Genomic DNA, 23,321 nt, shown 5'->3' with positions numbered 1-23,321 from the left:
AGTCCCCGAGTTCAGCGGGAATCAGTCGGCGGTCGCCGGTTCGTCTTCCGGGCGCTCGCCCGCTTGCACACGAACCTCGGCGGCGATTTCGGCCGGTAACGAGACGGTTTCGTCGTGCTCTTCGGGTGCGACGGTGAGCATCCCGAACGGCGCGATCTCGCGGATCGTGAGGCGGGTGCCGGGCCGGATACCGGCGTCGGCGAGATACGAGAGCACGTCGGGGTCGCTGTCGGCGACCTGCGTGACGACCAGCGTCTCGCCTTCCTCGTATTCGGTGAGCGGCTCGTCGTCGGCTTCGGTCGGTTCCAACTTCTCGTTCGGAATCGGCGCTCCGTGGGGGTCGGCGCTCGGGTCGCCGAGGGTCGCGGCGAGTTCGGTTTCGAGGCGCTCGCTGATGTGGTGTTCCAACCTATCGGCCTCGTCGTGGACTTCGGCCCAGTCGTAGTTCAGATGCTCGGCGAGGAACAGTTCGAGCAGGCGGTGGTGGCGGATGGTTTCGAGCGCGACCAGTTCGCCCTCCTCGGTGAGACGCACACCTTTGTACTCCTCGCGTTCGACGAGACCGTGCCCTTCGAGGCGCTTCATCGTCGCCGTGACGGTCGGAGCCGTGACGTCGAGCGCCTCGGCGACGGTCGAGGTGGCGACCGGCTCCTCGCCCTCCCGGAGCTGATAGATCGCCTTGAGGTAGTCCTCGGCCTTCGCGCTCGGCATACTCGAACCTTGCTTCGGAACCACTAAACGGTTGCTGTCGACCGCGTGTGGCTCTAGGCGGCCGCCGCGGACGGGCCGTTGGCGTCGGTGTCCTCGGCGACCTCCATCAGTTCGTGGTAGCGGTTTCTGATGGTGACGTTGCTGACTTCGGCGACCTCGCTGACGTCGTCTTGGGTGAGTTTGCGGTTAGTGAGGATGCCGGCGGCGTAGAGCGCCGCACCGGCCAGCCCGACGGGACTCTTGCCGCTATGGACGGCCTGTGCCTCGGCGGCGTTGAGCAGTTCGCGCGCCCGGCGTTCGGTCTCCTCGCTCACGTCGAGATCGGACGCGAACCGCGAGACGTACTGTTTGGGGTTCGGCGGGCCGATTTCGAGGTCGAGTTCCTGATTGATGTAGCGGTAGGCGCGCTTGAACTCCATCTCGTCGACGCGCGCGACCGCCCCGACCTCCTCGACGCTTCGCGGGAGACCCGTCTGTCGGATGCCCGCATAGAGTGCGGCCGTCGCGACGCCCTCGATGGAGCGCCCAGGCAACAGGTCCTCGGCGAGCGCGCGGCGGTAGATGACCGAGGCGGTCTCGCGGACGTCCTTCGGGACCCCCAGTGCGGAGGCCATGCGCTCGATCTCGCCGAGTGCCTGCTTGAGGTTGCGTTCTTTCGAGTCGCGGGTGCGAAAGCGTTCGTCCCACGTCCTGAGACGCTGCATCTGCTGGCGCTTGCGCGAACTCAGGGCGTTGCCGTAGGCGTCCTTGTTCTGCCAGCCGATCTGGCTCGACAGCCCCTTGTCGTGCATCATCTTCGTGGTTGGTGCGCCGGTGCGTTTCTTCCGGTCGCGCTCGGCGCTATCGAACGCGCGCCACTCGGGACCGTGGTCGATTTCCTCGGCGGAGACGACCAGCCCGCACTCCGCGCAGGTGGTCTCGCCGTGGGCCGAATCCTCGACCAGTCGGCCACCACACTCGGGACAGACCCGCTCGGTCTCGTCGGTGGTGACGTCCTCGGTGGCTCGTTCGTCCTGTTCGCTCGGTTCTCGCTGTCGGATGTGTGTAGTGCCTTCCAATATCGGGTGGGTGAGCGCGTGCTCGGATGGGTGGGTTGACTGACGGTACAACGGAGTCTTCGACAATGATGGGTAAGGGATGCCAGTATTTAAACCCTCCGCCGCCATCGGGCGAAAATCACGGTTCGAACGGCGGGAAAGATTGATAGTCAGTAGGCAGCTACTAACAGGCGATGAGTTCCGCAGACCCGCAGGGATTACAGGCGTTCCCCGAGGCACTCTCCGAACCCGACGCGTGGCTCGAACCGTTCGATTGGTACCGCGAGATGCGCGAGGAATCACCCGTCCGCTACGACGCTGCACGCGGCTCGTGGGACGTTTTCCGGCACGCCGACGTCAAACGAGTCATCAGCGACGACGAGACGTTCTCGGTGAACCCGCGCACCGCGAGCGATTTCGTCGAACCCGAGGGTGAGGGAGGGGGTCTCATCCTCGACACGATGCTGTTTCAGGATCCGCCGCGCCACGACGACCTCCGGGAGATCGTCGACGACGCCTTCAGCCCGCGGACGGTCGCCGAGCTGGAGCCACGCCTGCGCGAACTCATGGCCGACCTCATGGACGACGCGCTCGCGGCCAACGACGGCGAGATGGACCTCGTCGAGGAACTGTCCTACCCGTTCCCGGTCATCGTCATCGCCGAGCTACTGGGGGTCCCCGTCGAGGACCGCGCGCAGTTCAAGGAGTGGTCCGATTCGCTCGTCGCCGCGGCGAGCGACGAGGAGACGGCCGAGCGCCAACAGCAGAGCCAGCGCGAGATGGCGATGTACTTCCTCGATCTCATCCAGCAGCGCCGCGAGGAGCCTCGCGACGACCTCCTCTCGACGATCGCGACCGCCGAGCTATCCGATGGCAGCAAACTTCCACAGGAGGAGGCGCTCGGGATGTGTATGTTGTTACTGATCGCCGGCAACATCACCACGACGAACCTCATCACGAACGCCGTGCGCTGTTTCGGCAATCAGGACCTCCTTTCCGAGTTGGCGGGCGACGAGAACGCCATCGGCACGGCCATCGAAGAGGTGCTTCGCTATCGGGCACCCGTGCAGGCGATGACCCGCGTCGCGCGCAGCGACGTGAGTCTCGGCGACGCGACCATCGAAGAGGGCGACCGCGTCGTGGCGTGGCTCGGCTCGGCGAACCGCGACGGGCGCGCCTTCGAGAACGCCGACGAGTTCGCCGTCGACCGCGCGCCGACCGGCCATCTCGGCTTCGGCCACGGCACCCACTACTGTCTCGGCGCGCCGCTGGCCCGCCTCGAAGCGCGGGTCGCGCTCTCCGAGATCCTCTCGCTCGACGGGCTGGCGCTCGCGGATGCGGACCTCTCGCCGACGCGCAGTTCGTTCATCTACGGCGTCGAGTCGCTGCCGATCCGCTACGAGGGGCGCTGAGCCGCGGCCATCGCGCGGGCCGGACGGTCGTGGCGACCCGAACGCTCTTATGAAAGTGCGCCCTATCGCGGGCAATGACCGATACGGTGGACGACGTCGACCAACCATACGACACCGAAGCCTCACAACAGGAGAAGATCGCATCGCTCGAAGACCGCATCGACATCCTCGACAGCCAAAACGAGGAGATGCGTGACAAACTGCTCGATGCGAACGCCGAGAACAACAAGTACCGACAGAAACTCGAGCGGCTCACCCACGAGAACAAGAAGCTCAAGCAGTCGCCGCTGTTCGTCGCCACCGTCCAAGAGATGACCGACGACGGCGTCATCATCAAACAGCACGGCAACAACCAGGAAGCGCTCACCGAGGTCACCGACGAGACCCGCGAGGGGATCGAACCCGGCTCCCGGGTGGCGGTGAACAACTCCCTCTCAATCGTCACCGACCTCTCGGACGAGACCGACGTCCGAGCGCGCGTGATGGAGGTTCAGGAGAGTCCGGGCGTGCATTACGAGGACATCGGCGGTCTCGAAGAGCAGATGAACGAGGTTCGAGAGACCGTCGAGCTACCGCTCGAATCGCCGGAGATGTTCACCGACGTGGGCATCGAGCCACCCTCTGGCGTCCTGCTACACGGTCCACCGGGCACGGGCAAGACGATGCTCGCCAAGGCCGTCGCCAACCAGACCGATGCGACCTTCATCAAGATGGCCGGCTCCGAGCTGGTTCACAAGTTCATCGGCGAGGGCGCGAAACTCGTCCGCGACCTCTTCGAGGTCGCCCGCGAGCACGAGCCAGCGGTCATCTTCATCGACGAGATCGACGCCATCGCCTCCAAGCGAACGGACTCGAAGACCTCCGGCGACGCCGAGGTCCAGCGAACGATGATGCAGCTCCTCTCGGAGATGGACGGGTTCGAGGAGCGCGGCGACATCCGCATCATCGCCGCGACGAACCGCTTCGATATGCTCGACAGAGCGATCCTCCGTCCCGGCCGGTTCGACCGACTCATCGAGGTGCCCAAGCCGAACGCCGAGGGTCGCGAGAAAATCTTCGAGATCCACACGCGCGGGATGAACCTCGCCGACGACGTCGAATTCGAGCAGCTCGCGGCGGACATCGCCGAGGCCAGCGGCGCGGACATCAAGGCCATCTGTACCGAAGCCGGGATGTTCGCCATCCGCGACGACCGGACCGAGGTGCGGATGGAGGACTTCCACGAGGCGTGGGCGAAGATCGATACCGACGAGGACAGCGACGAGGTCTCGAAGACGTTCGCCTGAAACCTCTATTTTTCGGCTCCCTCGCGCGTCTTGACGGCGACACCAGTCGAAAAGTCCGCCATCGCCGTCGCCGACAGTTCTGCCCGTCCGACACCGAGGAGGTCGTCGTCCGGGTCGACGATACAGACCGCGTCGCCGGGTCTGATGGCCGGATCACTCTCGCGGACGAACTTCGCAAAGGCGTTCTTGCCTTCCCTGACGAAGGGATCGCTCTCCGCGCCGACGACGACCCGTCCCCGTGGCGCGGCGAGTGTCGTTCGAAGTCGTTCGCCGCCCGCGAGACCGAGCGTGAAGCGGCCGTCAGTACCATAGGAAACGAGGCGCTCGCCGTCGGCGAAGACCTGCTGTGGCCGGCCGGTCCGCGAGCGCCGCACCGTGAACGTCCCGTTTTCGGGAAACAGTGCCCGTCCGGCCCCCGCGCCGAACTGGTAGTCGGCGACCGTGCGTAGCCGTGCGACGTCGTTCATGTCCCCGTTCGGGTGGTGGCCGGCAAAAGGGCGACCATCCGGCGCGGGGCTTTCGAAGCCATTTATATCCCGTGGGTCACAGGAGCAGTCATGGACGAACGGACACAGATCGGTGCGGGCGGCGTGCTCTTGATCATCGGGGCGATAATCATCCTTCTGTTCGCGTTTCCCGCCACGACCCTCGGTTTCGCGGTGCCGGTCCCGCTCGCCGTCGTCGCCGCGCTCGCGATGGCCGTCGGCTCGTTGCTCATCGGCACCTCGGAAGGAACGGTTTAGAGTAAGAAGCGCTCGGAACGCTCCGAGAGGTCGGTGAAGGCGTCGGCGGCACCGACGAGTTCTTCCGAGGTCGATTCGCCGAAGGCCATCGCCTCGACGCGGACGCCCGCGTGGCGCAGGTGTGAACAGAGCCGAGAGAAGTCGCCGTCGCCCGTACAGATGACGATGCTGTCGAGATGGGGCGCGAGCGTCACCGCATCGAGGATCATCCCGACGTCCCAGTCGGCCGTCTTGGAGCCGTCGGCGTGGGTCTTGATCTCCTTGATCTTGGTCTCGAAGCCGATGTTCTCGAGCGCCTCGAAGAAACTGTCCTCGTCGGGTGAGTTCGCCTGAATGACGTACGCGATGGCGCGAGTGAGTTCACGTCCGTCGACGGCCTCGTCGAGGAGTTCGGCGTAGTCGATGTTGCGCGAATACACGCTTTGCGTGGTGTGATAGAGGTTCTGGGAGTCGACCAGCACCGCGACGCGCTGGGCCGAGTGCACGACGTTCGACATGCCGGCACTCCTCGGACCGCCCGCTAAAGCGTTTCGTCACCGAAACGAGTCGTCGCGCCCGGCAGGTATCGCACACGACGCAACCGATAAGTGTGCCGGGCGCAGTGGGTCGGGTATGCGAGGCGCTACACCCCAGCAGGCTCGGACGGCGAGTCTCGGGTGTGGCACTCCTGCTCGCGCGGACACAAAACGCCCGGCGTGTGGTGCGCGGCGGGCGTAGCGCTCCCGTCGCGTGCCGTTTTCGAGCGCACAGCCCACCGAGTAGCGACACGACCCACCATGACACACGACATCGACCTCGACGGCGTGTTCCCCGCGATGGTCACGCCATTTGCATCGGACGACAGCATCGATTTCGACCGACTCCGCGCGGAAGCCCGACGACTCGAACGGGCGGGCGTCGACGGGCTGGTCCCCGTCGGCACCACCGGCGAGAGCGCGACCCTCTCGCACGACGAACACGTTTCGGTCGTCGAAACAGTAGTCGAAACGGTCTCGATCCCCGTGATCGCGGGCGCTGGCTCGAACGCGACCCGTGAGGCACTCGCTCTCGCCGAGCGCACGCGGGATGCGGGTGCGGACGCCCTCCTCCTGATTTCGCCGTACTACAACAAGCCCGAACCCGCCGGAATGGAAGAGCACTACCGAACGATCGCCGACGCCATCGATCTCCCCCAAGTGATCTACAACGTGCCCGGGCGCACGGGCAGGAGCATCGAGATCGACACCGCGGCGGCGCTCGCCGACCACCCCAATATCGCCGGCTACAAGTCCGCGAGCAGCGACCTCGGCCGGTTGAGCGAACTCGTAGAGCGCACGCGCGAGGCGGCGTTCGCAGTTCTATCGGGCGAGGACGCGCTCACGCTGCCGACACTCGCGGCCGGTGGGCGTGGCACCATCAGCGTCGCGGCGAACGTCGAACCCCGACGGGTGAGCGAGATGGTCCACGCGGCGCTCGACGGAGATTTCGCAACTGCACGCGAGCGCCATCACGAACTCGGACCGCTCTTTCGAGCACTGTTCTGGGAGACCAACCCCATCCCGCTGAAGGAGGCGCTGTCGATGCGAGGGCATACGAGCCCCAGCATGCGCACGCCGCTCTCGCGGCTCTCCGCCGAGCACCGCGAGGAACTTCAAGAAATCCTCGACGACCTCGAATCCGAGCAGCTACTGGAGGCCGAACGGTGACGGCAGTCGGCGTCACGGGTGCAACGGGCACGATGGGAACGACAGTAGTGGAGACGGCCGCCGACCGCGAGGATGTGGACGTGCGTTTCGCGGTCAATCGCTCGCCCGACGACGAGCGCGTCGCCGGCCAGCAGGTGCGCGCGGCGGCCGACCTGCCCACGCTGCTCGCCGAGCACACCCCCGACGCGGTAGTCGATTTCACCGGTCCCGCCTCGACTACTGAGTACGCCGCGGCCTGTGCGGAGGCGGGCGTCAGCTTCGTCACCGGAACCACGGGCTTCGACGCAGACGAACGCACGGCGCTCCGCGAGAGCGCCGAGCGGGTCCCCCTGCTGTGGGCGACGAACTTCTCGCAGGGGGTCCACGCGCTTGGCGAGGCACTCGCCGACGTCACGGGGACGCTTTCGGACTACGACATCGAGATGACCGAAACTCATCACAATCGCAAGCGTGACGCACCGAGCGGGACGGCGGCGACGCTGCTCGACGGTATCGACGCGGCGAGCGAACGGGAACACGACCGAACCTACGGCCGCGAGGGTGACCAGCCACGTGCCGACGACGAGATCGGCGTTCACGTCCGCCGCGCGGGTGGCATCCGTGGCGAACACGAGGTGCTCTTTGCGGGCAACGACGAGGTGCTCACGTTCACCCATCGCGCAGAAAGTCGAGGAGTGTTCGCCTCGGGCGCGCTCGATGCGGCGATCTGGCTCGCCGGGCGCGACCCCGGACGTTACGAGTTCGAGGAGGTGCTCGCATGAGTCTCCAGTCCGATATCGAGAGTCTGTGGGAGCGTTCGGAGGATGGATTGACGACGAGCGACGCCGGTACGGACGAGCGCGCGACGCTCGACGAATTCCTCGACGCGCTCGAAGCGGGCGAGGTGCGTGCTGCCGAGCAGGATAGCGACGGATGGGTGGCCAACGAGTGGGTCAAGCAGGGCATCCTGCTCAATTTCAGTCTGCGCGAAACCCAACGGAGAGAGTACGGCGGCGTGGCTTATCACGACGTGCTTCCGCTCCGTTCCACCGGTGAGCTCGGCGAGCGCGGTACCAGAAATACGCCCGACGGGACGGTCGTGCGGCGCGGCGCGTACGTCGGCGACGACGCGATCATGATGAGTCCGAGCTTCGTCAACGCGGGCGCACACGTCGGCGACGGCACACTCGTCGATTCCTGTGACACGATCGGGTCGTGTGCGCAGGTCGGCGCGGACGTCAAACTGGGTGCGAACACACTTATCGGCGGCGTGCTCGAACCCGTCGAGAACACGCCCGTGATCGTCGAAGAGGGCGTCTCGTTGGGTGCTGGCTGTCGCGTTACCTCGGGGTTCGTCGTCGGCCACGACTCGGTGGTCGGCGAGAACACGCTGCTCACGCCGCGGATTCCGGTCTACGACCTCGTCGATGAGGAGGTCGTCTACGGCCATCTGCCACCGGAGCGTCGCGCGTTCACCCGCTTCGTCGAGTCCTCGATTGGCGAGCACGACCTCTTCGACGGCGGGGCGTACAAGCCGGCGGTGGTGGCGACGGCCGTCGAGGACAGAACGCTGGAGGCGACCGAGCGCGAGGAGGCGCTTCGATGACGAGTGCTGCCGTAGCGACGAACCCACCAGTTCGACGGCTCGGCGACTGGTCGGCTGCGCGCCTGCGCGACCTCGCCGATGAGTACGAGACGCCGCTGTACGTCGTCGACGTCGAGCGCGTACGCGAGAACGCCGCACGCCTCCGAGAGGCGTTCCCGGACGCCGATATCGACTACGCGGTGAAGGCGAACTCCCGAAAGTCGGTACTTGAAACGATTGCCGAGACGGGTTTCGGGGCCGAATGCGCTTCGGCGGGCGAGGTCGTCCGTGCGGGCGAGGCGGAGTTTTCCGACGTGCGCTACACGGCCGTCAATCCACCGGCGAGGGACCTCGACAGAGTGGTCGAATATGCCGACGACAACGAGATCACCATCACAATCGGCGCGCTCGACACGCTCGACAGGCTCGAAGAGCGCGGCTGGTCGGGCACAGTCTATGTGCGCGTTAATCCCGCTATCGGCGCGGGTCACCACGCGAAGGTGCGGACGGGCACCGACCCGAAGTTCGGGATTCCAGCCGGACGGGCGCGGGAGGCGGTCGTCGACGCCGACGAGAGGGGATTCACGGTCGCGGGAATCCACGCCCACGCCGGCAGCGGCATCCTCGACGCCGAGGACCTCGCGGCCCACCGCGCGCTGGTCGAGCGGGTGAGCGAACTCGCTGGCGACATCGCCGATGCGGGCATCGCTCTCGACGCCGTGAGCGTCGGCGGCGGGTTCGGGGTTCCCTATCGTGAATCCGAACCGCCGCTCGATATCCACGCTTTGGCTCGCGCGACCCGCGAGGCGTTCACTGCGGACGCCCGACTGGGCATCGAGCCGGGTCGGTATTGCGTCGCGGACGCGGGCGTGCTCCTTGCCCGTGTGAACACCGTGAAGCCGACACCCGAGACGACCGTGGTCGGCGTCGATGCCGGGATGACCACCCTCGCCCGCCCGGCGCTCTACGACGCTTTCCACGAAATCCGCTCGCTCGTGCCGGATGCCGAGGGGCGAGAAACGGTCGCAGCGACCGTCACCGGGCCAGTCTGCGAGTCGAGCGACGTGCTCGGGCGCGACCGTGAGCTACCCGCGCCGGAGCGCGGCAATCTGCTGGGAATCGGCAACGCCGGCGCGTACGGCTACGAGATGGCGAACACCTACAACGCCCGGCCCCGGCCGGCGGTCGTCGCGCTCGATGGAGCGGATTCCGAACTGTGCGTGCGCCGCGAGACGGTTGCGGACCTCGGGAGGCTCGAATCATGAACGTCGAGAAATACCACGGGACTGGCAACGACTTCTTCATCATCGACGCGAGCGAACCCGTCGCCGACCGGCGGCGGCTCGCGATCGAGTTCTGTGACGGCGAGACGGGGCTCGCGGTCGGCGAGCGGACGGGGGCCGACGGCGTGCTCTTCCTCGCGCTCGAAACGGGCTATGCCTCGCCGCGCGTGGTGATGACGCTCGTCCAGCCCGACGGCTCGACCGCGCCGATGTGCGGCAACGGCGCGCGCTGTGCGGCGGCGTGGGCGGCCGAGCGCACCGATACCGAGACTGTGATGGTCGACACGCAGGCGGGCACCCGGCGCGCGACCGTCGGTGACGAGGTGACCATCGAGATGGGAAGTCCGACGTTCGCGCCCGAAGCCGTGCCGCTCGCCGGCGACGAGTCACTGGTCGAGGGGTCGGTCGGGGACCTGTCCGTGACGGCAGTCGATACGGGCGTGCCCCACGCCGTGGCGTTCGTCGACGACGTTGCGACCACCGACCTCGCAACGCTCGCGCCGCCGGTACGCCACGCCGACCGCTTCCCGCGTGGCGCGAACGTCACGCTCGCCAGTCCTCGTGGGGATGGCTTCGACCAGCGCACCTACGAGCGCGGCGTCGAGGGCGAGACGCGCTCGTGTGGCACCGGCGCGGTGGCAGTCGCGGCGGTCGCGCGCGAACTCGATCTCACCGAGCACGACTCCATCGACGTGCATCCGCCGGGCGGCCGGTTAGCGGTTCGGTTTACCGACCGCGGTGCGACGCTCGCCGGCCCCACGGAACGGGAGTTCGCGGGGCGCGTTTCGAGAGGGCCGTCGCCGACTGTCGAAACCGACGAGGCCGCGGGCGACTGATGGGATTCGATCCGATCGCGTTCCTCGAAACGGCCGTCGAGACTCCCTCACACGAGGACATCGACCCGATGCGCGCGCTGCTGTGCGACCGACTCGCCGAACACGGCGTCGAGCCGACCGTCGACGACGGGGGAAGCGTGCTGGCGACGCGCGGCAGCAGCGGGCCGCACATCGTCCTGAACACCCATCTCGATACGGTCGTGCCGCACGTGCCCGCCGAGCGGGACGATGACGTACTCCACGGCCGGGGGGCCTGCGATGCAAAGGGACCACTCGCGGCGATGATGGCGGCGTTTCTCGACTGCGAGCCCGATCGGGGACGGCTCACGCTCGCGGTGACGCCGGACGAGGAGACCTACTCGACGGGGGCGGCGGCGCTCGTTCCCGGACTCGGCCTCGACGGAGCGCGCGGCGATGCGGTCATCGTCGGCGAACCCACAGGGCTGGACGTCTGTACCGCTGGAAAGGGGCGTTTCGAGGGCGCGGTGACGATCGACGGCGAGAGCGCACACGCCGCCGAACCGCACACTGGCGAGAATGCCATCGAATCGGCTGCGCCCGTCATCGGAGCGCTCGCCGAATTCGGCGAGCACTCCGAGACGCTCGCGGCCCACCCCGACCTCGGCGAGCCGACGCTCACCCCGACGGTCGTCGAGGGTGGAACGGCGACCAATCGGGTGCCCGCCGGCTGCGACATCGTCGTCGACCGGCGGAGCGTGCCGCCCGAGACGGCGATGGAGTTCGAGCGTGCGCTCGACGAATACCTCCGCGAACGGCTGGACTCGCCCGTGTCGTTCGCGCTGACCGAGCGCGAGACGCCGTTCTTGGAGGCCTTCGAGACACCGTCCGATTCGGCGGTAGTGGAAGCGTTTCGGAATGCTGAGTGTGAGACACGTCCGTTCACCGCCGCGACCGAGGCGTCGTATTTCGCCCCCGAGGCCCCCACAGTCGTATTCGGGCCGGGTGTCCTCGCCGACGCGGACGGTCCGGTGGCCCACGCCGAGCGCGAGTACGTCCGTCTTCCAGAGGTCGAGCGCGCGGGCGAACTGCTCGGCGACGTGCTCGCGTCGCTCTTCCGGGAGACTGGGACTTAAGAACGCGGCGGTCGAAGGCGACCCATGAGCATGGAGGGTGACGAGCAGGTGCTCGACCTGCTCCACGACGCACGCAACGACGAGTTCGAAACGGTGGTCAACTACCAGACCGACGCCATCGCGCTCGCTGGCGTCGCCGCCGAGGAGGTCGCCGACAGCCTGAGTGCGGACGTCCAAGAGGAACTCGGTCACGCCGAGGAACTCGGCGAGCGCATCGTTCAGTTAGGGGGTCAGCCGAAGGGTTCCTTCGAACTGGAGATGGGCCAAGAGAGCCTCCAGCCGCCCGCAGACCCGACCGACACGCTCGCCGTCATCGACGGCGTCATCGAGGCCGAGAAGGGCGCTGTCGAGACCTACCGCGAACTCATCGATGTCGCCGAGGAAGCCGACGACCCCGTGACCGAGGACCTCGCTACGGAACTGCTCGCCGACGAGGAGGAGCATCTCACCGAGTTCGAAGGCTACCGGAAAGAATACGACGACTGACGCGGCGCGACGGCTGTTTTCCCACCGATGGCGCGCGCTCGCGCTCGTGTGCGAGCCAAGCGAGCACCGAGCGCGGACATTATGCGAGGGATGAGCGAGGAGTGTAGCGACGAGCGAATCGGTTGGGGAGGATGAGGGCGCGGTTGCAGGAATCATCGTCGTCAGGTATCGCGGTCACGATCGCTCTGCTGATCGAGACTGAATTTGGTAACTCGGAAGAACGACATCGTACCCAAAATCGAATCGGACACGTGAGAGCGATTGGCGATTCGACACCCATTTCACCGGACTCGGGTCAGTCGTAGGCATGACAGACCGCGGTCCGCTTTCGTCCGTGTCGCCGCTCGATGGCCGGTACGCACGCTACACCGAACCGCTCGTCGAGTACGCGAGCGAGGCGGCCCTGCTGCGCGCTCGCGTCCGCGTCGAGGTCGAGTATCTCGTCGCGCTCGCCGACCTCGACGCCACCCCGCTCGTGATCGATGCCGACGACCGAGCGGTTCTCAGAGCGCTCTACGAGGATTTTTCCAAGGAAGACGCAGCCAGGATCAAGCGCATCGAGACCGAGGGAACCGCGGAGCATTCGGCAACCAACCACGACGTGAAGGCCGTCGAGTATTTCGTCCGCGATGGGCTTCCCGACCCGGACGTCGCGCCGTGGGTTCACTTCGGGCTGACGAGCGAGGATGTCAACAACCTCGCGCGCCGATTGCTGCTCAAGCCCGCCGTCGAGGAAGTGCTGGTTCCCGAATTCGATGTGATTCGGGAAGCGTTCGGGGCGATGGCGCGCGAGCACGGCGACACCCCGATGCTGGCGCGCACGCACGGCCAGCCGGCGACGCCGACGACGTTCGGCAAGGAGACGGCCGTCTATGCCGGCCGGCTGGAGAGAGCGATCGAGCGCATCGCGAGCGCCGCCGGCGATCTCGCGGGCAAGCTCGCCGGCGCGAGCGGGACCTACGCCGCTCACCACGCCGCCTATCCCGATGTCGATTGGCGGGCGTTCGCCGAGGAGTTCGTCAACTCGCTCGGACTCGTCCACGTCGAACCCGTCACACAGATCAACCCGTGTGACGACCTCGCTGCGCTGTTCGACGCGCTCCGGGGCGCGAACGCAATCTTGCTCGACGCCGACCGTGACATGTGGCGCTACGTCTCCGATGGCTATCTCGGTCAGGAGAGCGACGCGGGCGAGACGGGAAGTTCGACGATGCCGCACAAGGTCAACCCGATCGACTTCGAGAACAGCGAGGGCAACCTCTCGAAAGCCAATAGCGATCTCTCCTTTCTCGCCGAGACCCTCACCACCTCGCGCCTCCAGCGCGACCTCTCTGATTCGACGGTCAAGCGGAACGTGGGCGCGGCGCTGGCTCACAGCCTCATCGGCTACCGGAAGACGCAAGCCGGCCTCTCGAAGGTCGTCCCGAACGAGCGAGTGATGCGCGAGGAGTTGGAGGACAACCCCGAAGTCATCGGCGAAGCGGTTCAAACTGTGCTCCGCCGCGAGGGTCACACCGACGCCTACGAGCGGGTGAAGGAACTTACCCGCGGACGACGCACCGATCTCGACGATTTCCGCGAGCTGTTCGCCGACCTCGACGTGAACGAGGCGACCCGTGCGGAGCTACGTGCGCTCACGCCCGCCGGCTACACCGGGCTGGCGGCAGAGCTGGCCGATTCGGCGGAGTGAGAGCTGTTCGTCAGTGGCCGAACCCACTCTTAGGGGCTACAAAAACCGCACAGTCCACATACCTCCCTAACCGATTCGCTCACTCATCCCTCGCGCCGTGTGGGGCGTCGAATTTCTCGCGAATTTCATCGAACGATGGCCCGCAGCCACCGCTCTCGAATCCGAACGCACTTTGCGCACGGCGCATCCCCTTCAGCCATGACACCGATCGCGGGACTGGCGGGCAATCGCGGCCGCAACCTCGTTCGGATCGCCGACCGCGCGCCCGGTGGCGCGGCACTGAGCGTCGTTCTGACGAACGACGCCGACGCGCCGGTGCTCGACGCGGCCGCCGAGCGCGGAATCCCCACCGAAGTCGTCGAACCCGAGGAGAACGAATCGCGCGCGACCCACGAACGACGACTGCTCGACAGACTCGCCGAGTACGACGCCGAACTGGTCTGTCTCGACGGCTACATGCGCGTGCTCACCGACGAGTTCGTCGAGCGCGCGCCGCCAGCGTTCAACGTTCATCCGTCGCTGCTGCCCGCGTTCCCAGGCATGGATGCCCACGAGCAGGTCCTCGATGCCGGCGTCGACGTCACCGGCTGCACGGTCCATCTCGTTTCCGAAGAGGTCGACGCCGGCCCGATCGTCACCCAGGAGCCGGTCGCCGTCTATGCGGACGACGATCAAGAGTCACTCAAGGAGCGCGTGCTTCACGAGGCCGAGTTCGTAGCCTATCCGCGCGCCGTCAGGCTGTTCGCCGAAGGGAAACTGACCATCGAGGACAAGGGCGACGAACGCGAGATACGGGTCACGGACGACGAGCGCGGTGATTTCCCGCCCCGGCGCGTGCAGGGAAGCGAGCGCGCGGCGGAGCTCAGGTATGGCGAGAACCCACACCAGTCGGCCGCGCTCTACACCGACGCGGACACGGGGGCCAACGTCGTCGATGCGCCACAGCTGAACCCCGGTGCCAAAAACCTCTCGTACAACAATTATAACGACGCCGACGGGGCGCTCGGCTTAGTCAGAGAATTCGACGAGCCGGCGGCCGCAGTGATAAAGCACACCAATCCCGCGGGCTGTGCGACCGCCGACACACTTGCGGCGGCCTACGAGCATGCGCTCGCTACCGACCCGATGAGCGCCTTCGGGGGGATCGTCGCGCTGAACCGCGAGTGCGACGAGGCGACCGCCGAGCAGATCGTCGAGTCGTTCAAGGAGGTCGTCCTCGCGCCGGGCTACACCGAGGACGCGCTCGCGGTGCTGCGCGAGAAGGACAACCTCCGGGTGCTCGACATCGAGGAGTTCGACGCCGACGCGGCGCAGTTCGCCGAAAAACCGCTCGCCGGCGGACGACTGATCCAAGAGCGTGACGAACAGGTGATCACACCGGCGGACCTAGAGATCGTCACCGAACGCGAACCGAGCGACGCGCAGTTGGAAACGATGTGTTTCGCGTGGCAGGTCATCAAACACGTCAAATCGAACGCCATCGTCTTCGCCGACGGCACCGAGACTGTAGGCATCGGCATGGGACAGGTCTCGCGGGTCGATGCCGTACGACTCGCGGCGATGAAGGCCGACGAGCACGCCGAGGGGAAATCGGCAGCGGGCGCGGTGATGGCCTCCGACGCCTTCTTCCCGTTCCCCGACGGCATCGAGGCGGCCGTCGACGCGGGCATCGAGGCGGTCGTCCAACCCGGCGGCTCCGTGAACGACGATGACGTGATCGCGGCCGCCGACGAAGCGGGGATCGCGATGGCCCACACCGGTCAGCGCGCGTTCCGTCACGACTGACGCGGGTCGAGACGAGAGGACTCACTGGGTTCTGTCGGTCGATTTTCGCTCACTGCTGAGTGTATCACAACCCATAAGTGAATACCGACCCCGGTTTCTCGTAGTCTCCACCACCGACGAACGCCCCGTCGGAACCGCGGAGTGGTTCGATCAATACATGACGAATGGAATACACGACACCGACCCCGCTGCCCCCTCGCGCCGGCGCTTTCTCGCCGCCACCGCCGCCGCTGGCGTGACCGGTCTCGCTGGCGTCGGCAGCTTCACCGGTGTACAGGCCCAATCCCAGCCACAGGAGATCAGTCTCGGCGGCGAGACGACCGGCTGGGTCGGGCGCGAACCGTCAGGGATCCAGGGCACCATCAACCCAACGCTCGAACTCGAAATCGGCACGACCTACCGACTGACGTGGAAGAACATCGACGGCGCACAGCACAACGTCGCGCTGCTCGACGGCGAGGACGCCGTCCTCCAGCGCACCGAGTACATGTCGAACGAAGGTGAAACCCAGACCCTCGAATTCACCGCGACCGAGGCGATGGACGAGTACGTCTGTCAGGCCCACCTCAACTCGATGCGCGGCGACATCACCTTCTCGAACGGCGGCGCGAAGACCGAGACGACGACCGAGGACGAGTCCGACGAGCCGAAAGGATTCTTCCCCACAGGACCGTCCATCAGAACCGACACCGTCGTCGACGGCGATCTCACCGCCCCGCTCGGTCTCGAAGTCCCGCCCGGCGAGCGCGGGGAGTTTTTCATCATCGACCAGATCGGCGTCATCCGTCGGTACGGAGCCGACGGCAGCGGCGGCGACGTGTTCCTCGATGTGCGCGATCAGCTCATCGACTTCGACAACCTCCCCGAGATCAAGACCATCGACGAGCGCGGCCTGCTCGGGCTGGCCTTCCATCCGAATTTTCAGGAAAACAGTAAATTCTACGTCCACTACAGCGCCAAATCGCGCCCCGGAACGCCCGAGAACTTCACCCATACGCAGGTCATCTCGGAGTTCGAGATCAACGAGGAGGGTACGAAAGCGCTGCCCGACACCGAACGGACGGTGCTCGAAATCCCCTCGCCGTACTACACACACAACGGCGGCGCGATCGTCTTCGGTCCCGACGACTACCTCTATATCGGCATCGGCAACGGCGGCGGCGCGCTCAAATCCTCGAAACAGCCAAACGACTGGTACGGCGCGAACCTCGGCGGCAACGGCCAGGACATCGAGGAGAACCTGATGGGGTCGATCCTGCGCATCGACGTCGACGGTCGAGACGGCGACAAGGCCTACGGGATCCCCGAGGACAACCCGCTCGTGGGGAAGGCGGGTCTCGACGAACACTACGCATGGGGCTTTCGCAACCCGTGGCGCATCGGTTTCTCGGGCGAGACGCTGATCGCCGCCGACGTCGGCCAGCGCCGGTACGAGGAGATCGATGTCGTCAGGAAGGGCGGCAACTACGGCTGGAACGTTCGCGAGGGCGGGCAGTGTTTCGTCGCCACCAAGGGCGCAGACCCCTACCGTTCCCAGTGTCCCACCAACACGCCGGCGAACGTGCGCGGCGGCGAACCGCTCATCGACCCCGTCATCCAGTATCCACACACCTACGAGACGAAGGGCGTCGGCGTCGCCGTCATCGGCGGCTACATCTACGAGAACGCGACGATCCCCGATCTCCAGGGGAAGTACGTCTTCGGCGACTACAGCAAGGACGGCAAACCGCGCGGTTCGCTGTTCGCCGCGACGCCCGTCGAAGGTGATTCGTGGTCGGTCGAGGAGGTTTCGATCGCGAACGGTGAGAACGGGGAACTCGGTGCCTACCTCCTCTGTGTCGCCCGCGACAACGACGGCGAACTCTACGCGCTGACGACCGACAACCTCGGCGTCAAGGGCGAGACCGGCGCGGTCCATCGCCTGCGGCCACCCGAGGCCGAGGCACGCGAGACCGCGAGCACCGAGACGCCAGCCCGACCGCCGACGGCGACCGCGACGCCCGAACCGACATCGACGCCGCCCGCGACGCGGACGGCGACCGAAACGGCGAGCGAGACGACCAACAGCACCGGCACGGCGCGCAGTGGTGAGAGCGGCGGCATCGTGAGCGGCGACGGTCCCGGGTTCGGGATTCTCGCCGGGCTTGCCGGACTTGCCCTCGGTGCTGCCCGCCTGTTGGGTGGCGAGGAGCAATGAGCCATCATGACTCGCCGTCGCAGCGAGACGACAAGCAGCGTACGACCGACGACCCCACAACCGCAATGACCACGAACTCACCGACAGACCGGCACGCAACGACCCGCAGACGATTCCTCCGTGCGAGCGCCGCGACCGGTGCGTTCGTCGGCGCAGTCGGTCTCGCCGGTGCACAGTCCGACCCCGAAACGATCCGCCTCGGTGGCGAAATCGCCGGCTGGCAGGGTCGGAAACCCGACTCGATAGCCGGCGAGAGCAACCCGACCCTCCGCCTCGACGCCGGCACCGACTATCGGGTCGTCTGGAAGAACATCGACGGCCAGGGCCACAACTTCGCACTGCTCGACGGCGATGGCGAGGTACTGGAGCGCACCGAGGTGATGAGCGAGCAGGGCGCGACCCAGACCGTCGAGTTCACTGCCAAAGAGGCGATGGCCGAGTACGTCTGCGAGCCACACAGCGCTTCGATGCACGGCGCGATCTCGTTCGGCGAGGAGACACAGACGGCGACCACGACCGAAAGCGACGATGGGGAGGGCGGGTCCTCGTCGTACTTCGGCGACGGACCCACGGTACGCATCGAGACGCTCACGGAGGGAACGCTCACCGCACCGCTCGATTTCGGCGTGCCGCCGGGCGAGAACGGCCGATACTTCGTCGTCGACCGACTCGGGCAAGTGTACGTTCACGAGTCGGGGAGTCTGAACGAGGAGCCGTTCATCGACGTGAGCGACGAACTGACCGAGATCACCGGCGAGATGGGGCTGCTGGGAATGGCGTTCCATCCCGACTATCAGGAGAACGGGAGGTTCTACCTGCGCTACAGCGCGCCATCGCGGGAGGGCACGCCCGAGGAGTTCTCGCACACGGAAGTCCTCGCCGAGTTCGAGACGAGCGAGGACGGGTCGAGCGGTCTCGTGGACTCGGAACGGACGGTGCTCGAAGTCCCGTCGCCGTACGACACGCACAACGCCGGTGCGATCGTCTTCGGGCCCGACGACGGCTACCTCTACGTGGCGATGGGCGACGGCGGCGGCGCACACGACACCGACCTCGGTCACGTGAGCGACTGGTACGAGGACAACGAGGGCGGCAACGGGCAGGACGTCACCGAGAACCTCTTGGGATCGATCCTGCGCATCGACGTCGACGGTCGAGACGGCGACAAGGCCTACGGGATTCCCGACGACAACCCACTCGTGGGAAAAGAGGGGTTGGACGAGCAGTTCGCGTGGGGCTTTCGCAACCCGTGGCGGATGGGATTCTCCGACGGGGAACTGTTCGCCTCGGACGTCGGCCAGAATGGCTTCGAGGAGATCGACATCGTCGAGAAGGACAAGAACTACGGCTGGAACGTCCGCGAGGGAACCCACTGTTTCAAACCCGGGCCGGAGGGCAGTCGCAACCCGCCCGAGGAGTGCCCGAGCAAACTGCCCCCCGACGTCCGCGGCGGCGAGCGCCTCATCCCGCCGGTCATCGAGTACCCACACAGCGAGGGAGGTGAGGGTGTCGGGTCGGCGGCCATCGGCGGCTACAGTTACGGACGCGACGATATTCCGGCCCTCACTGGAAAGTACGTCTTCGGCGATTTCCGCAAGACACAGGAGACCGAAACCCCGACGGGTTCGCTGCTCGCGGCCACGCCAGCCGAAGAGGGTCTCTGGGACGTCGCGGAGCTCTCCATCGCGAACACCGACAGCGGGTTCGTCGGCGGCTACATCCTCGCGCTGGGCCGAGACAACGAGGGACGGCTCTACGTGCTGACGACCGCGAACCCGGGCAACGAGGCGACCGGCGCGGTCCACCGCATCGTCCCGTCGAAAGGATCTCAGGGGACCGGGACCGCCACCGGCGACGCGAGCGCCCCAAACGGTTCGGCGACGACCGCGAACGCCACGGCCACCACGAACGCCACGACCACCGGAAATGCCACAGTCACCACGAACGCCACGGCCGCCGCGAACGGAACTCCCGGCACGACCGGCATCGGCGAATCGACCGCTACCACAAAGCCGGCGACTGCACGGGAAACGGCCGGACGGACGGTGACCGAAGCGGCGCAAACGACCGGCGAGAGCGGTGTCTCGGGCGGGACGAGCAGCGATTCGGGTCCCGGGTTCGGCGTTCTGGCGGCGTTGTCGGGGCTGACGATCGGTGCGGCCCGGCTGCTGTCCGGGCGCAAAGAGTAGATTTCGCTTTTTATAGCGCGTCGCGCTCGAATTCCATCGCCACGTCGACACCGAGCAGATTGGTCAGCGTCGGCGCGACCGCGCGGGCGTCAACGTCGTCGGGCACCGAATCGGGGGCAGCCGGACCGCCCAGCCCGTAGAACCCGTCGACGTCGGCACGGCCGTGCGAGCCACCGACTTTCGAGGCATCGAGCGAGACGAGCCCCTCGTCGCCGAAGAACAACTCGACGGGGTCGAAGCCGGGTTTCGCGTGGATATCCATGTCGCGGGCGTAGTACGGCGCGTTCGCGTCGTCGTGCCACCAGTAATACTGGAACCAGCCCGACGGCTCGGCGACGCAGACGAGTTCGCCGGCGTTCGGGTGGGCGACGCCGTACTCTTCTTTTCCTTTCTCGTCGAGTACCCGCTCGACGCCATCCAGCCCGGAGAGTGCCTCGCGCGCCTCGTCGACGACGTCCTCGTCGGCATAGACGTGGGCCACCTGGTGATCGACCAGCGCGAACGCTTCCGAACTCTTCAGGTCGATCTCCTCGCCACCTTCGCCGTCATCCTGGACCGCGAGCAATCCCGCCTCGCGCAGCGCACGGTTCGGGAACACGGGTGTGTCGACGTCGTTGAAGCCGTACTCGCTGACGACGTTTACTACTGTGTCGCCCCAGCGCTCGTCCTCGCGCAAGAAGTCGAGGAAATCGCCGACGAGTTCGTCGGCGACACCGATCGCCTCGTGGAGTTCGTCGCTGCTCGCCCCGTGAGCCAGCCCCGCGTAATCGAGATACGGGATGTAGATCCAGAGGAGGTCGGGATCGTAGCGGTCGATGGCCTCGCGGGCGGCGTCGAGAATCCACGCGGTCGACTCCTCGTTCGCGCCGGGACCCCAGTAGGTGTGCAGCGGGAAGTGGCCGTACTCGGCTTCGAGTTCGTCGTAGAAATCATCAGGATTCGTCCAGCAGTTCATCTCAAGGATGTTGTTGTCCTCGTCCTCGATGGGCGAGGGCGTGAGCGCGACGTCCGCCGTCGTGCCGATGAGATGCTGAAAACAGAATACTCCGGTGGTGAGTCCGGCCTCGCTCGCACTCTCCCAGAGGCGATTCCTGTCCTCGCGCTCGCGCTCCCAGAGCGCCGCCGTGTCGTTCCCCCTGTCGTACTCGCCGTTGGCCACGTCGCCGTGGTTTTCGGGCGACTGGCCCGTCGCGAGCGTACTCTGAACGGGGAGCGTCACAGCTGGAAACGGCGACTGGAGGTCAGCGCGTGCGCCGTCGTCAACGAGGTCGGCGATGTTCGGCGCGAGACCCCTCTCGACGTGCTCGCGTTCGAGCCCGATCACGTCGAGGACGATCGCCCGCCCCGCGTCGCCGTCAGTCATCGTCGCCCTCCGCGCCGACCGCGTTCGGCTGTGCGGCGTGCGCTTCGACGTACTCTTCGAGCATCCCGAACTGTTTGGAGAGGTCGTGTTCGTCGACGCCGAGCGGCGCTTTGAAAAAGGAGGCGAGGTGGCGCTGCAATCCCGACTCGCCCCGCTCGTCGGCGAACGCGAGCAATCGCGCGAGATCGAGTATCAATGGTGCGGCGAGCGCCGAATCGGAGCCTTCCCAGGTGAACTGGAGTTTCATGTCGGTGTCGAGGAATCCCCGAAAACGGATGTCGTCCCATGCGGTCTTCCAGTCGCCGAGCGCGGGCGTGTAGTCGATCCGGACCCGGTTGTGGAGGTCCTCGTCGAGGATGCCATCGAGCACGCCACCCTTGCTCGCCAACTTTCCAGCCTTGTTCGCATCGTCTTCGAGCACTTTTCCGTCTTTGTTTCCGAGGATGTTGTGGCCCTCCCACGAGCGCACGCGGAGGTTGCGCCCGGCGAACATCGGCGCGAGCGCGGACTTCATCAGCGTCTCGCCCGTCTTGCCGTCCTTGCCCATGTGCGGAACGCCCTCGCGCTCGGCCAGCTCGCGCAGTCCACCGAGCGCGTTCGCGGCGTTCGGCGTGAAGTTCACGAACGGATGCCCGTCGGCGAGCGCGGCGTAAGCGTACAGCGAACTCGCCGGCAGCGGCTCGTCCTCGTCGAGCGCGCGCTCGATGGCCTCGATGGAATCGTACTTCTCGGGATCGGCCGGTAGCGGCTCGGAGGAGGCGACGTTGATGATAACTACTCGCTCCAGATCGTTCTCCTTGCGGAACGCGTCGTAATCGTCCTGGATGTCCCCGACGATCGCCTGCAGCGAGAGCGATTCGTCGGTGCCCCCGTCGGCGAGTTCCGTGACCGCCTGCCCGCAGTTGCGTGCCGTGCCGGTCTCGATGCGTTCGTCGATTGCGGCGAGATCCTCTCGGACGGCATCTAGCGTCGTGGGGCCTGGAATACCATTGCGCTCCGCGAGGCGCTCGGCCGTCTCGACGACGCTGCCGTCCTGGACGTCGTGACCACCGAAGACGAGCGAGTCGATTCCCGGAAGGTCGAGGCCCGTACACGGCGCGCGCTCGGTGACCATCCCCGTCGTGTCGGCCGCGCCACGGGCGATGGCACGCGCGCCGATCATCGCCGTCGTGGCGACGTTCCCGCGCGCGCCAACGAGCCAGACGCCGGTCGTGCCCGCGCTCACCCCGACCACCCGCTGACTGTCGTGGTGCTCGGCTTCCCGTTCTGGCACGGCTGTAATTCGCTCCCCTGTTTCCCTGTCGGTGCGAAACTCCGTCGCTGCATCCTCTAAGAGAAGGGTTCCGAGACACACTTACTTTGCGATGTGGGCATCGAGCGCTGTGATTGTCGGTCGGATATTTTTGAAGAGTAGAACTCACGCTCAGTACAGCAGCCGGCTCCAATGCGACGAATCCCGACTCAAACGAGAACCGCACCGCCCACATGCCTCCCCAACCGATTCGCTCCGCTCATCCCTCGCGCGAGTCGTGCCTTCCGGCACTCCCGCGCGCCAACCGTCCCGACAGCGATTGGAGTGTGAACTGACGATAGCACAATCAGTACATAGTAGTTTGTTCGGCCCACAACTGCCGGCATGGAGATCATCGACCCGCACATGCACATGGTCTCGCGCTCGGCCGACGACTACGCACGGGCGCGTCGGGCCGGCATCGAGTGCTGCATCGACTGTCTCTTATACACATCTGACGCTGCCGACGATATGCAGTGTGTAGATCTCGGTGGTCGCCGTATCATTAAAAAAAAAAAGAGTAGTAAATAAGACCATGCATTAGTCAAATACACTCGTAAACATGCATATCTACGTGAAGCCGGAGATCCGCACAACTCTAAGTGCACAACTAACACATGGATCTTGACCAAACACACAATAGCCAACACAGTCATGACCTAGAGCTGA

20 protein-coding genes and 1 pseudogene are annotated in these 23,321 nt (G+C 66.1%); 15 read left to right on the top strand and 6 right to left on the bottom strand.

All coding sequences use genetic code 11. From position 1 onward, the window contains the following. Positions 1 to 21 precede the first annotated feature (21 nt). Entirely contained in the window at positions 22 to 711 is a 690-nt protein-coding gene (locus tag ACP97_RS06370) for a metal-dependent transcriptional regulator (protein WP_049997008.1), read from the bottom strand. A 53-nt stretch (positions 712 to 764) separates the two neighbouring features. Next, a complete protein-coding gene (locus ACP97_RS06365; RefSeq protein ID WP_049997034.1) occupies positions 765 to 1,769 on the bottom strand; it encodes a transcription initiation factor IIB in 1,005 nt (334 codons plus the stop codon). 173 nt (positions 1,770 to 1,942) lie between these two features. Between ACP97_RS06365 and ACP97_RS06360 the strand changes: the two genes are divergently transcribed. Further along, on the top strand, positions 1,943 to 3,160 hold the full coding sequence (locus ACP97_RS06360; protein ID WP_049997007.1) for a cytochrome P450: 1,218 nt from the start codon (positions 1,943 to 1,945) through the stop codon (positions 3,158 to 3,160). Between the two features lie 74 nt (positions 3,161 to 3,234). Further along, positions 3,235 to 4,446 (top strand): proteasome-activating nucleotidase Pan1, encoded by a 1,212-nt coding sequence (gene pan1 / locus ACP97_RS06355; protein WP_049997006.1) that lies wholly within the window; start codon positions 3,235 to 3,237, stop codon positions 4,444 to 4,446. A 5-nt stretch (positions 4,447 to 4,451) separates the two neighbouring features. On the opposite strand, the gene ACP97_RS06350 is transcribed toward pan1, so the two are convergent. Then, complete coding sequence (locus tag ACP97_RS06350) at positions 4,452 to 4,913, bottom strand: PUA domain-containing protein (RefSeq protein ID WP_049997005.1); 462 nt, start codon at positions 4,911 to 4,913, stop codon at positions 4,452 to 4,454. Between the two features lie 90 nt (positions 4,914 to 5,003). Here ACP97_RS06350 and ACP97_RS06345 point away from each other — a divergent pair, with 90 nt between their 5' ends. Continuing rightward, the gene (locus ACP97_RS06345) at positions 5,004 to 5,189 is read left to right on the top strand and encodes a hypothetical protein (protein ID WP_049997004.1); all 186 of its coding nucleotides are present in this window, start codon (positions 5,004 to 5,006) and stop codon (positions 5,187 to 5,189) included. Here the strand turns inward: ACP97_RS06345 and ACP97_RS06340 are convergent. Next, complete coding sequence (locus ACP97_RS06340) at positions 5,186 to 5,686, bottom strand: LabA-like NYN domain-containing protein (protein WP_049997003.1); 501 nt, start codon at positions 5,684 to 5,686, stop codon at positions 5,186 to 5,188. The two genes, ACP97_RS06345 and ACP97_RS06340, sit on opposite strands and share 4 nt — an antisense overlap. A gap of 279 nt (positions 5,687 to 5,965) precedes the next feature. Between ACP97_RS06340 and dapA the strand changes: the two genes are divergently transcribed. The 11 genes from dapA to ACP97_RS06285 all read left to right on the top strand — a co-directional run bounded on the left by dapA (position 5,966) and on the right by ACP97_RS06285 (position 19,998). Further along, a complete protein-coding gene (gene dapA / locus ACP97_RS06335) occupies positions 5,966 to 6,874 on the top strand; it encodes a 4-hydroxy-tetrahydrodipicolinate synthase (protein ID WP_049997002.1) in 909 nt (302 codons plus the stop codon). After that, a complete protein-coding gene (gene dapB / locus ACP97_RS06330) occupies positions 6,871 to 7,635 on the top strand; it encodes a 4-hydroxy-tetrahydrodipicolinate reductase (protein WP_079977570.1) in 765 nt (254 codons plus the stop codon). The genes dapA and dapB overlap by 4 nt, the downstream gene beginning before the upstream one ends. Beyond that, complete coding sequence (locus ACP97_RS06325) at positions 7,632 to 8,459, top strand: 2,3,4,5-tetrahydropyridine-2,6-dicarboxylate N-succinyltransferase (RefSeq protein WP_049997001.1); 828 nt, start codon at positions 7,632 to 7,634, stop codon at positions 8,457 to 8,459. The genes dapB and ACP97_RS06325 overlap by 4 nt, the downstream gene beginning before the upstream one ends. Beyond that, positions 8,456 to 9,703 (top strand): diaminopimelate decarboxylase, encoded by a 1,248-nt coding sequence (gene lysA / locus ACP97_RS06320; RefSeq protein WP_049997000.1) that lies wholly within the window; start codon positions 8,456 to 8,458, stop codon positions 9,701 to 9,703. The genes ACP97_RS06325 and lysA overlap by 4 nt, the downstream gene beginning before the upstream one ends. Continuing rightward, positions 9,700 to 10,557, top strand: coding sequence for a diaminopimelate epimerase (gene dapF / locus ACP97_RS06315; protein ID WP_049996999.1), 858 nt, complete (start codon positions 9,700 to 9,702; stop codon positions 10,555 to 10,557). The genes lysA and dapF overlap by 4 nt, the downstream gene beginning before the upstream one ends. Then, a complete protein-coding gene (locus ACP97_RS06310; RefSeq protein ID WP_049996998.1) occupies positions 10,557 to 11,651 on the top strand; it encodes a M20 family metallopeptidase in 1,095 nt (364 codons plus the stop codon). The genes dapF and ACP97_RS06310 overlap by 1 nt, the downstream gene beginning before the upstream one ends. 24 nt (positions 11,652 to 11,675) lie before the next feature. Beyond that, positions 11,676 to 12,137 carry a ferritin-like domain-containing protein gene (locus ACP97_RS06305; protein ID WP_049996997.1) on the top strand — a complete coding sequence of 154 codons (462 nt, stop codon included), beginning with the start codon at positions 11,676 to 11,678 and terminating at the stop codon, positions 12,135 to 12,137. Between the two features lie 307 nt (positions 12,138 to 12,444). Further along, entirely contained in the window at positions 12,445 to 13,827 is a 1,383-nt protein-coding gene (purB, locus tag ACP97_RS06300) for an adenylosuccinate lyase (protein ID WP_049996996.1), read from the top strand. Positions 13,828 to 14,025: 198 nt separating this feature from the next. Beyond that, on the top strand, positions 14,026 to 15,612 hold the full coding sequence (purH, locus tag ACP97_RS06295) for a bifunctional phosphoribosylaminoimidazolecarboxamide formyltransferase/IMP cyclohydrolase (protein WP_049996995.1): 1,587 nt from the start codon (positions 14,026 to 14,028) through the stop codon (positions 15,610 to 15,612). A gap of 157 nt (positions 15,613 to 15,769) precedes the next feature. Next, entirely contained in the window at positions 15,770 to 17,809 is a 2,040-nt protein-coding gene (locus ACP97_RS06290; protein WP_079977569.1) for a PQQ-dependent sugar dehydrogenase, read from the top strand. A gap of 65 nt (positions 17,810 to 17,874) precedes the next feature. Next, positions 17,875 to 19,998: a PQQ-dependent sugar dehydrogenase gene (locus tag ACP97_RS06285; protein ID WP_049996994.1), complete on the top strand. Its 2,124-nt coding sequence runs from the start codon at positions 17,875 to 17,877 to the stop codon at positions 19,996 to 19,998. Positions 19,999 to 20,008: 10 nt separating this feature from the next. On the opposite strand, the gene ACP97_RS06280 is transcribed toward ACP97_RS06285, so the two are convergent. Further along, positions 20,009 to 21,361 carry an alkaline phosphatase family protein gene (locus ACP97_RS06280; RefSeq protein WP_049996993.1) on the bottom strand — a complete coding sequence of 451 codons (1,353 nt, stop codon included), beginning with the start codon at positions 21,359 to 21,361 and terminating at the stop codon, positions 20,009 to 20,011. Continuing rightward, positions 21,354 to 22,523, bottom strand: coding sequence for an inositol-3-phosphate synthase (locus ACP97_RS06275; RefSeq protein ID WP_161782619.1), 1,170 nt, complete (start codon positions 22,521 to 22,523; stop codon positions 21,354 to 21,356). Before ACP97_RS06275 ends, ACP97_RS06280 begins: the two co-directional genes overlap by 8 nt. Positions 22,524 to 22,997: 474 nt before the next feature. Here ACP97_RS06275 and ACP97_RS21250 point away from each other — a divergent pair. Then, a pseudogene (locus ACP97_RS21250) lies at positions 22,998 to 23,090 on the top strand (TatD family hydrolase); the annotation flags it as partial. Positions 23,091 to 23,321 lie beyond the last annotated feature (231 nt).

Source organism: Halococcus sediminicola (assembly GCF_000755245.1).
GTDB lineage: Archaea > Halobacteriota > Halobacteria > Halobacteriales > Halococcaceae > Halococcus > Halococcus sediminicola.
This window is presented reverse-complemented; position numbering and strand designations above follow the sequence as displayed.

What these genes read in the sequence shown, in the direction of transcription:
- purB (WP_049996996.1), top strand. Translation starts at nt 12,445, where the DNA reads ATGACAGACCGCGGTCCGCTTTCGTCCGTGTCGCCGCTCGATGGCCGG.
- ACP97_RS06285 (WP_049996994.1), top strand. Translation starts at nt 17,875, where the DNA reads ATGACCACGAACTCACCGACAGACCGGCACGCAACGACCCGCAGACGA.
- ACP97_RS06310 (WP_049996998.1), top strand. Translation starts at nt 10,557, where the DNA reads ATGGGATTCGATCCGATCGCGTTCCTCGAAACGGCCGTCGAGACTCCC.
- ACP97_RS06340 (WP_049997003.1), bottom strand. Translation starts at nt 5,686, where the DNA reads ATGTCGAACGTCGTGCACTCGGCCCAGCGCGTCGCGGTGCTGGTCGAC.
- purH (WP_049996995.1), top strand. Translation starts at nt 14,026, where the DNA reads ATGACACCGATCGCGGGACTGGCGGGCAATCGCGGCCGCAACCTCGTT.
- ACP97_RS06345 (WP_049997004.1), top strand. Translation starts at nt 5,004, where the DNA reads ATGGACGAACGGACACAGATCGGTGCGGGCGGCGTGCTCTTGATCATC.
- dapF (WP_049996999.1), top strand. Translation starts at nt 9,700, where the DNA reads ATGAACGTCGAGAAATACCACGGGACTGGCAACGACTTCTTCATCATC.
- ACP97_RS06370 (WP_049997008.1), bottom strand. Translation starts at nt 711, where the DNA reads ATGCCGAGCGCGAAGGCCGAGGACTACCTCAAGGCGATCTATCAGCTC.
- ACP97_RS06325 (WP_049997001.1), top strand. Translation starts at nt 7,632, where the DNA reads ATGAGTCTCCAGTCCGATATCGAGAGTCTGTGGGAGCGTTCGGAGGAT.
- ACP97_RS06275 (WP_161782619.1), bottom strand. Translation starts at nt 22,523, where the DNA reads ATGATCGGCGCGCGTGCCATCGCCCGTGGCGCGGCCGACACGACGGGG.
- lysA (WP_049997000.1), top strand. Translation starts at nt 8,456, where the DNA reads ATGACGAGTGCTGCCGTAGCGACGAACCCACCAGTTCGACGGCTCGGC.
- ACP97_RS06280 (WP_049996993.1), bottom strand. Translation starts at nt 21,361, where the DNA reads ATGACTGACGGCGACGCGGGGCGGGCGATCGTCCTCGACGTGATCGGG.
- pan1 (WP_049997006.1), top strand. Translation starts at nt 3,235, where the DNA reads ATGACCGATACGGTGGACGACGTCGACCAACCATACGACACCGAAGCC.
- dapA (WP_049997002.1), top strand. Translation starts at nt 5,966, where the DNA reads ATGACACACGACATCGACCTCGACGGCGTGTTCCCCGCGATGGTCACG.
- ACP97_RS06350 (WP_049997005.1), bottom strand. Translation starts at nt 4,913, where the DNA reads ATGAACGACGTCGCACGGCTACGCACGGTCGCCGACTACCAGTTCGGC.
- ACP97_RS06290 (WP_079977569.1), top strand. Translation starts at nt 15,770, where the DNA reads ATGACGAATGGAATACACGACACCGACCCCGCTGCCCCCTCGCGCCGG.
- ACP97_RS06360 (WP_049997007.1), top strand. Translation starts at nt 1,943, where the DNA reads ATGAGTTCCGCAGACCCGCAGGGATTACAGGCGTTCCCCGAGGCACTC.
- ACP97_RS06305 (WP_049996997.1), top strand. Translation starts at nt 11,676, where the DNA reads ATGAGCATGGAGGGTGACGAGCAGGTGCTCGACCTGCTCCACGACGCA.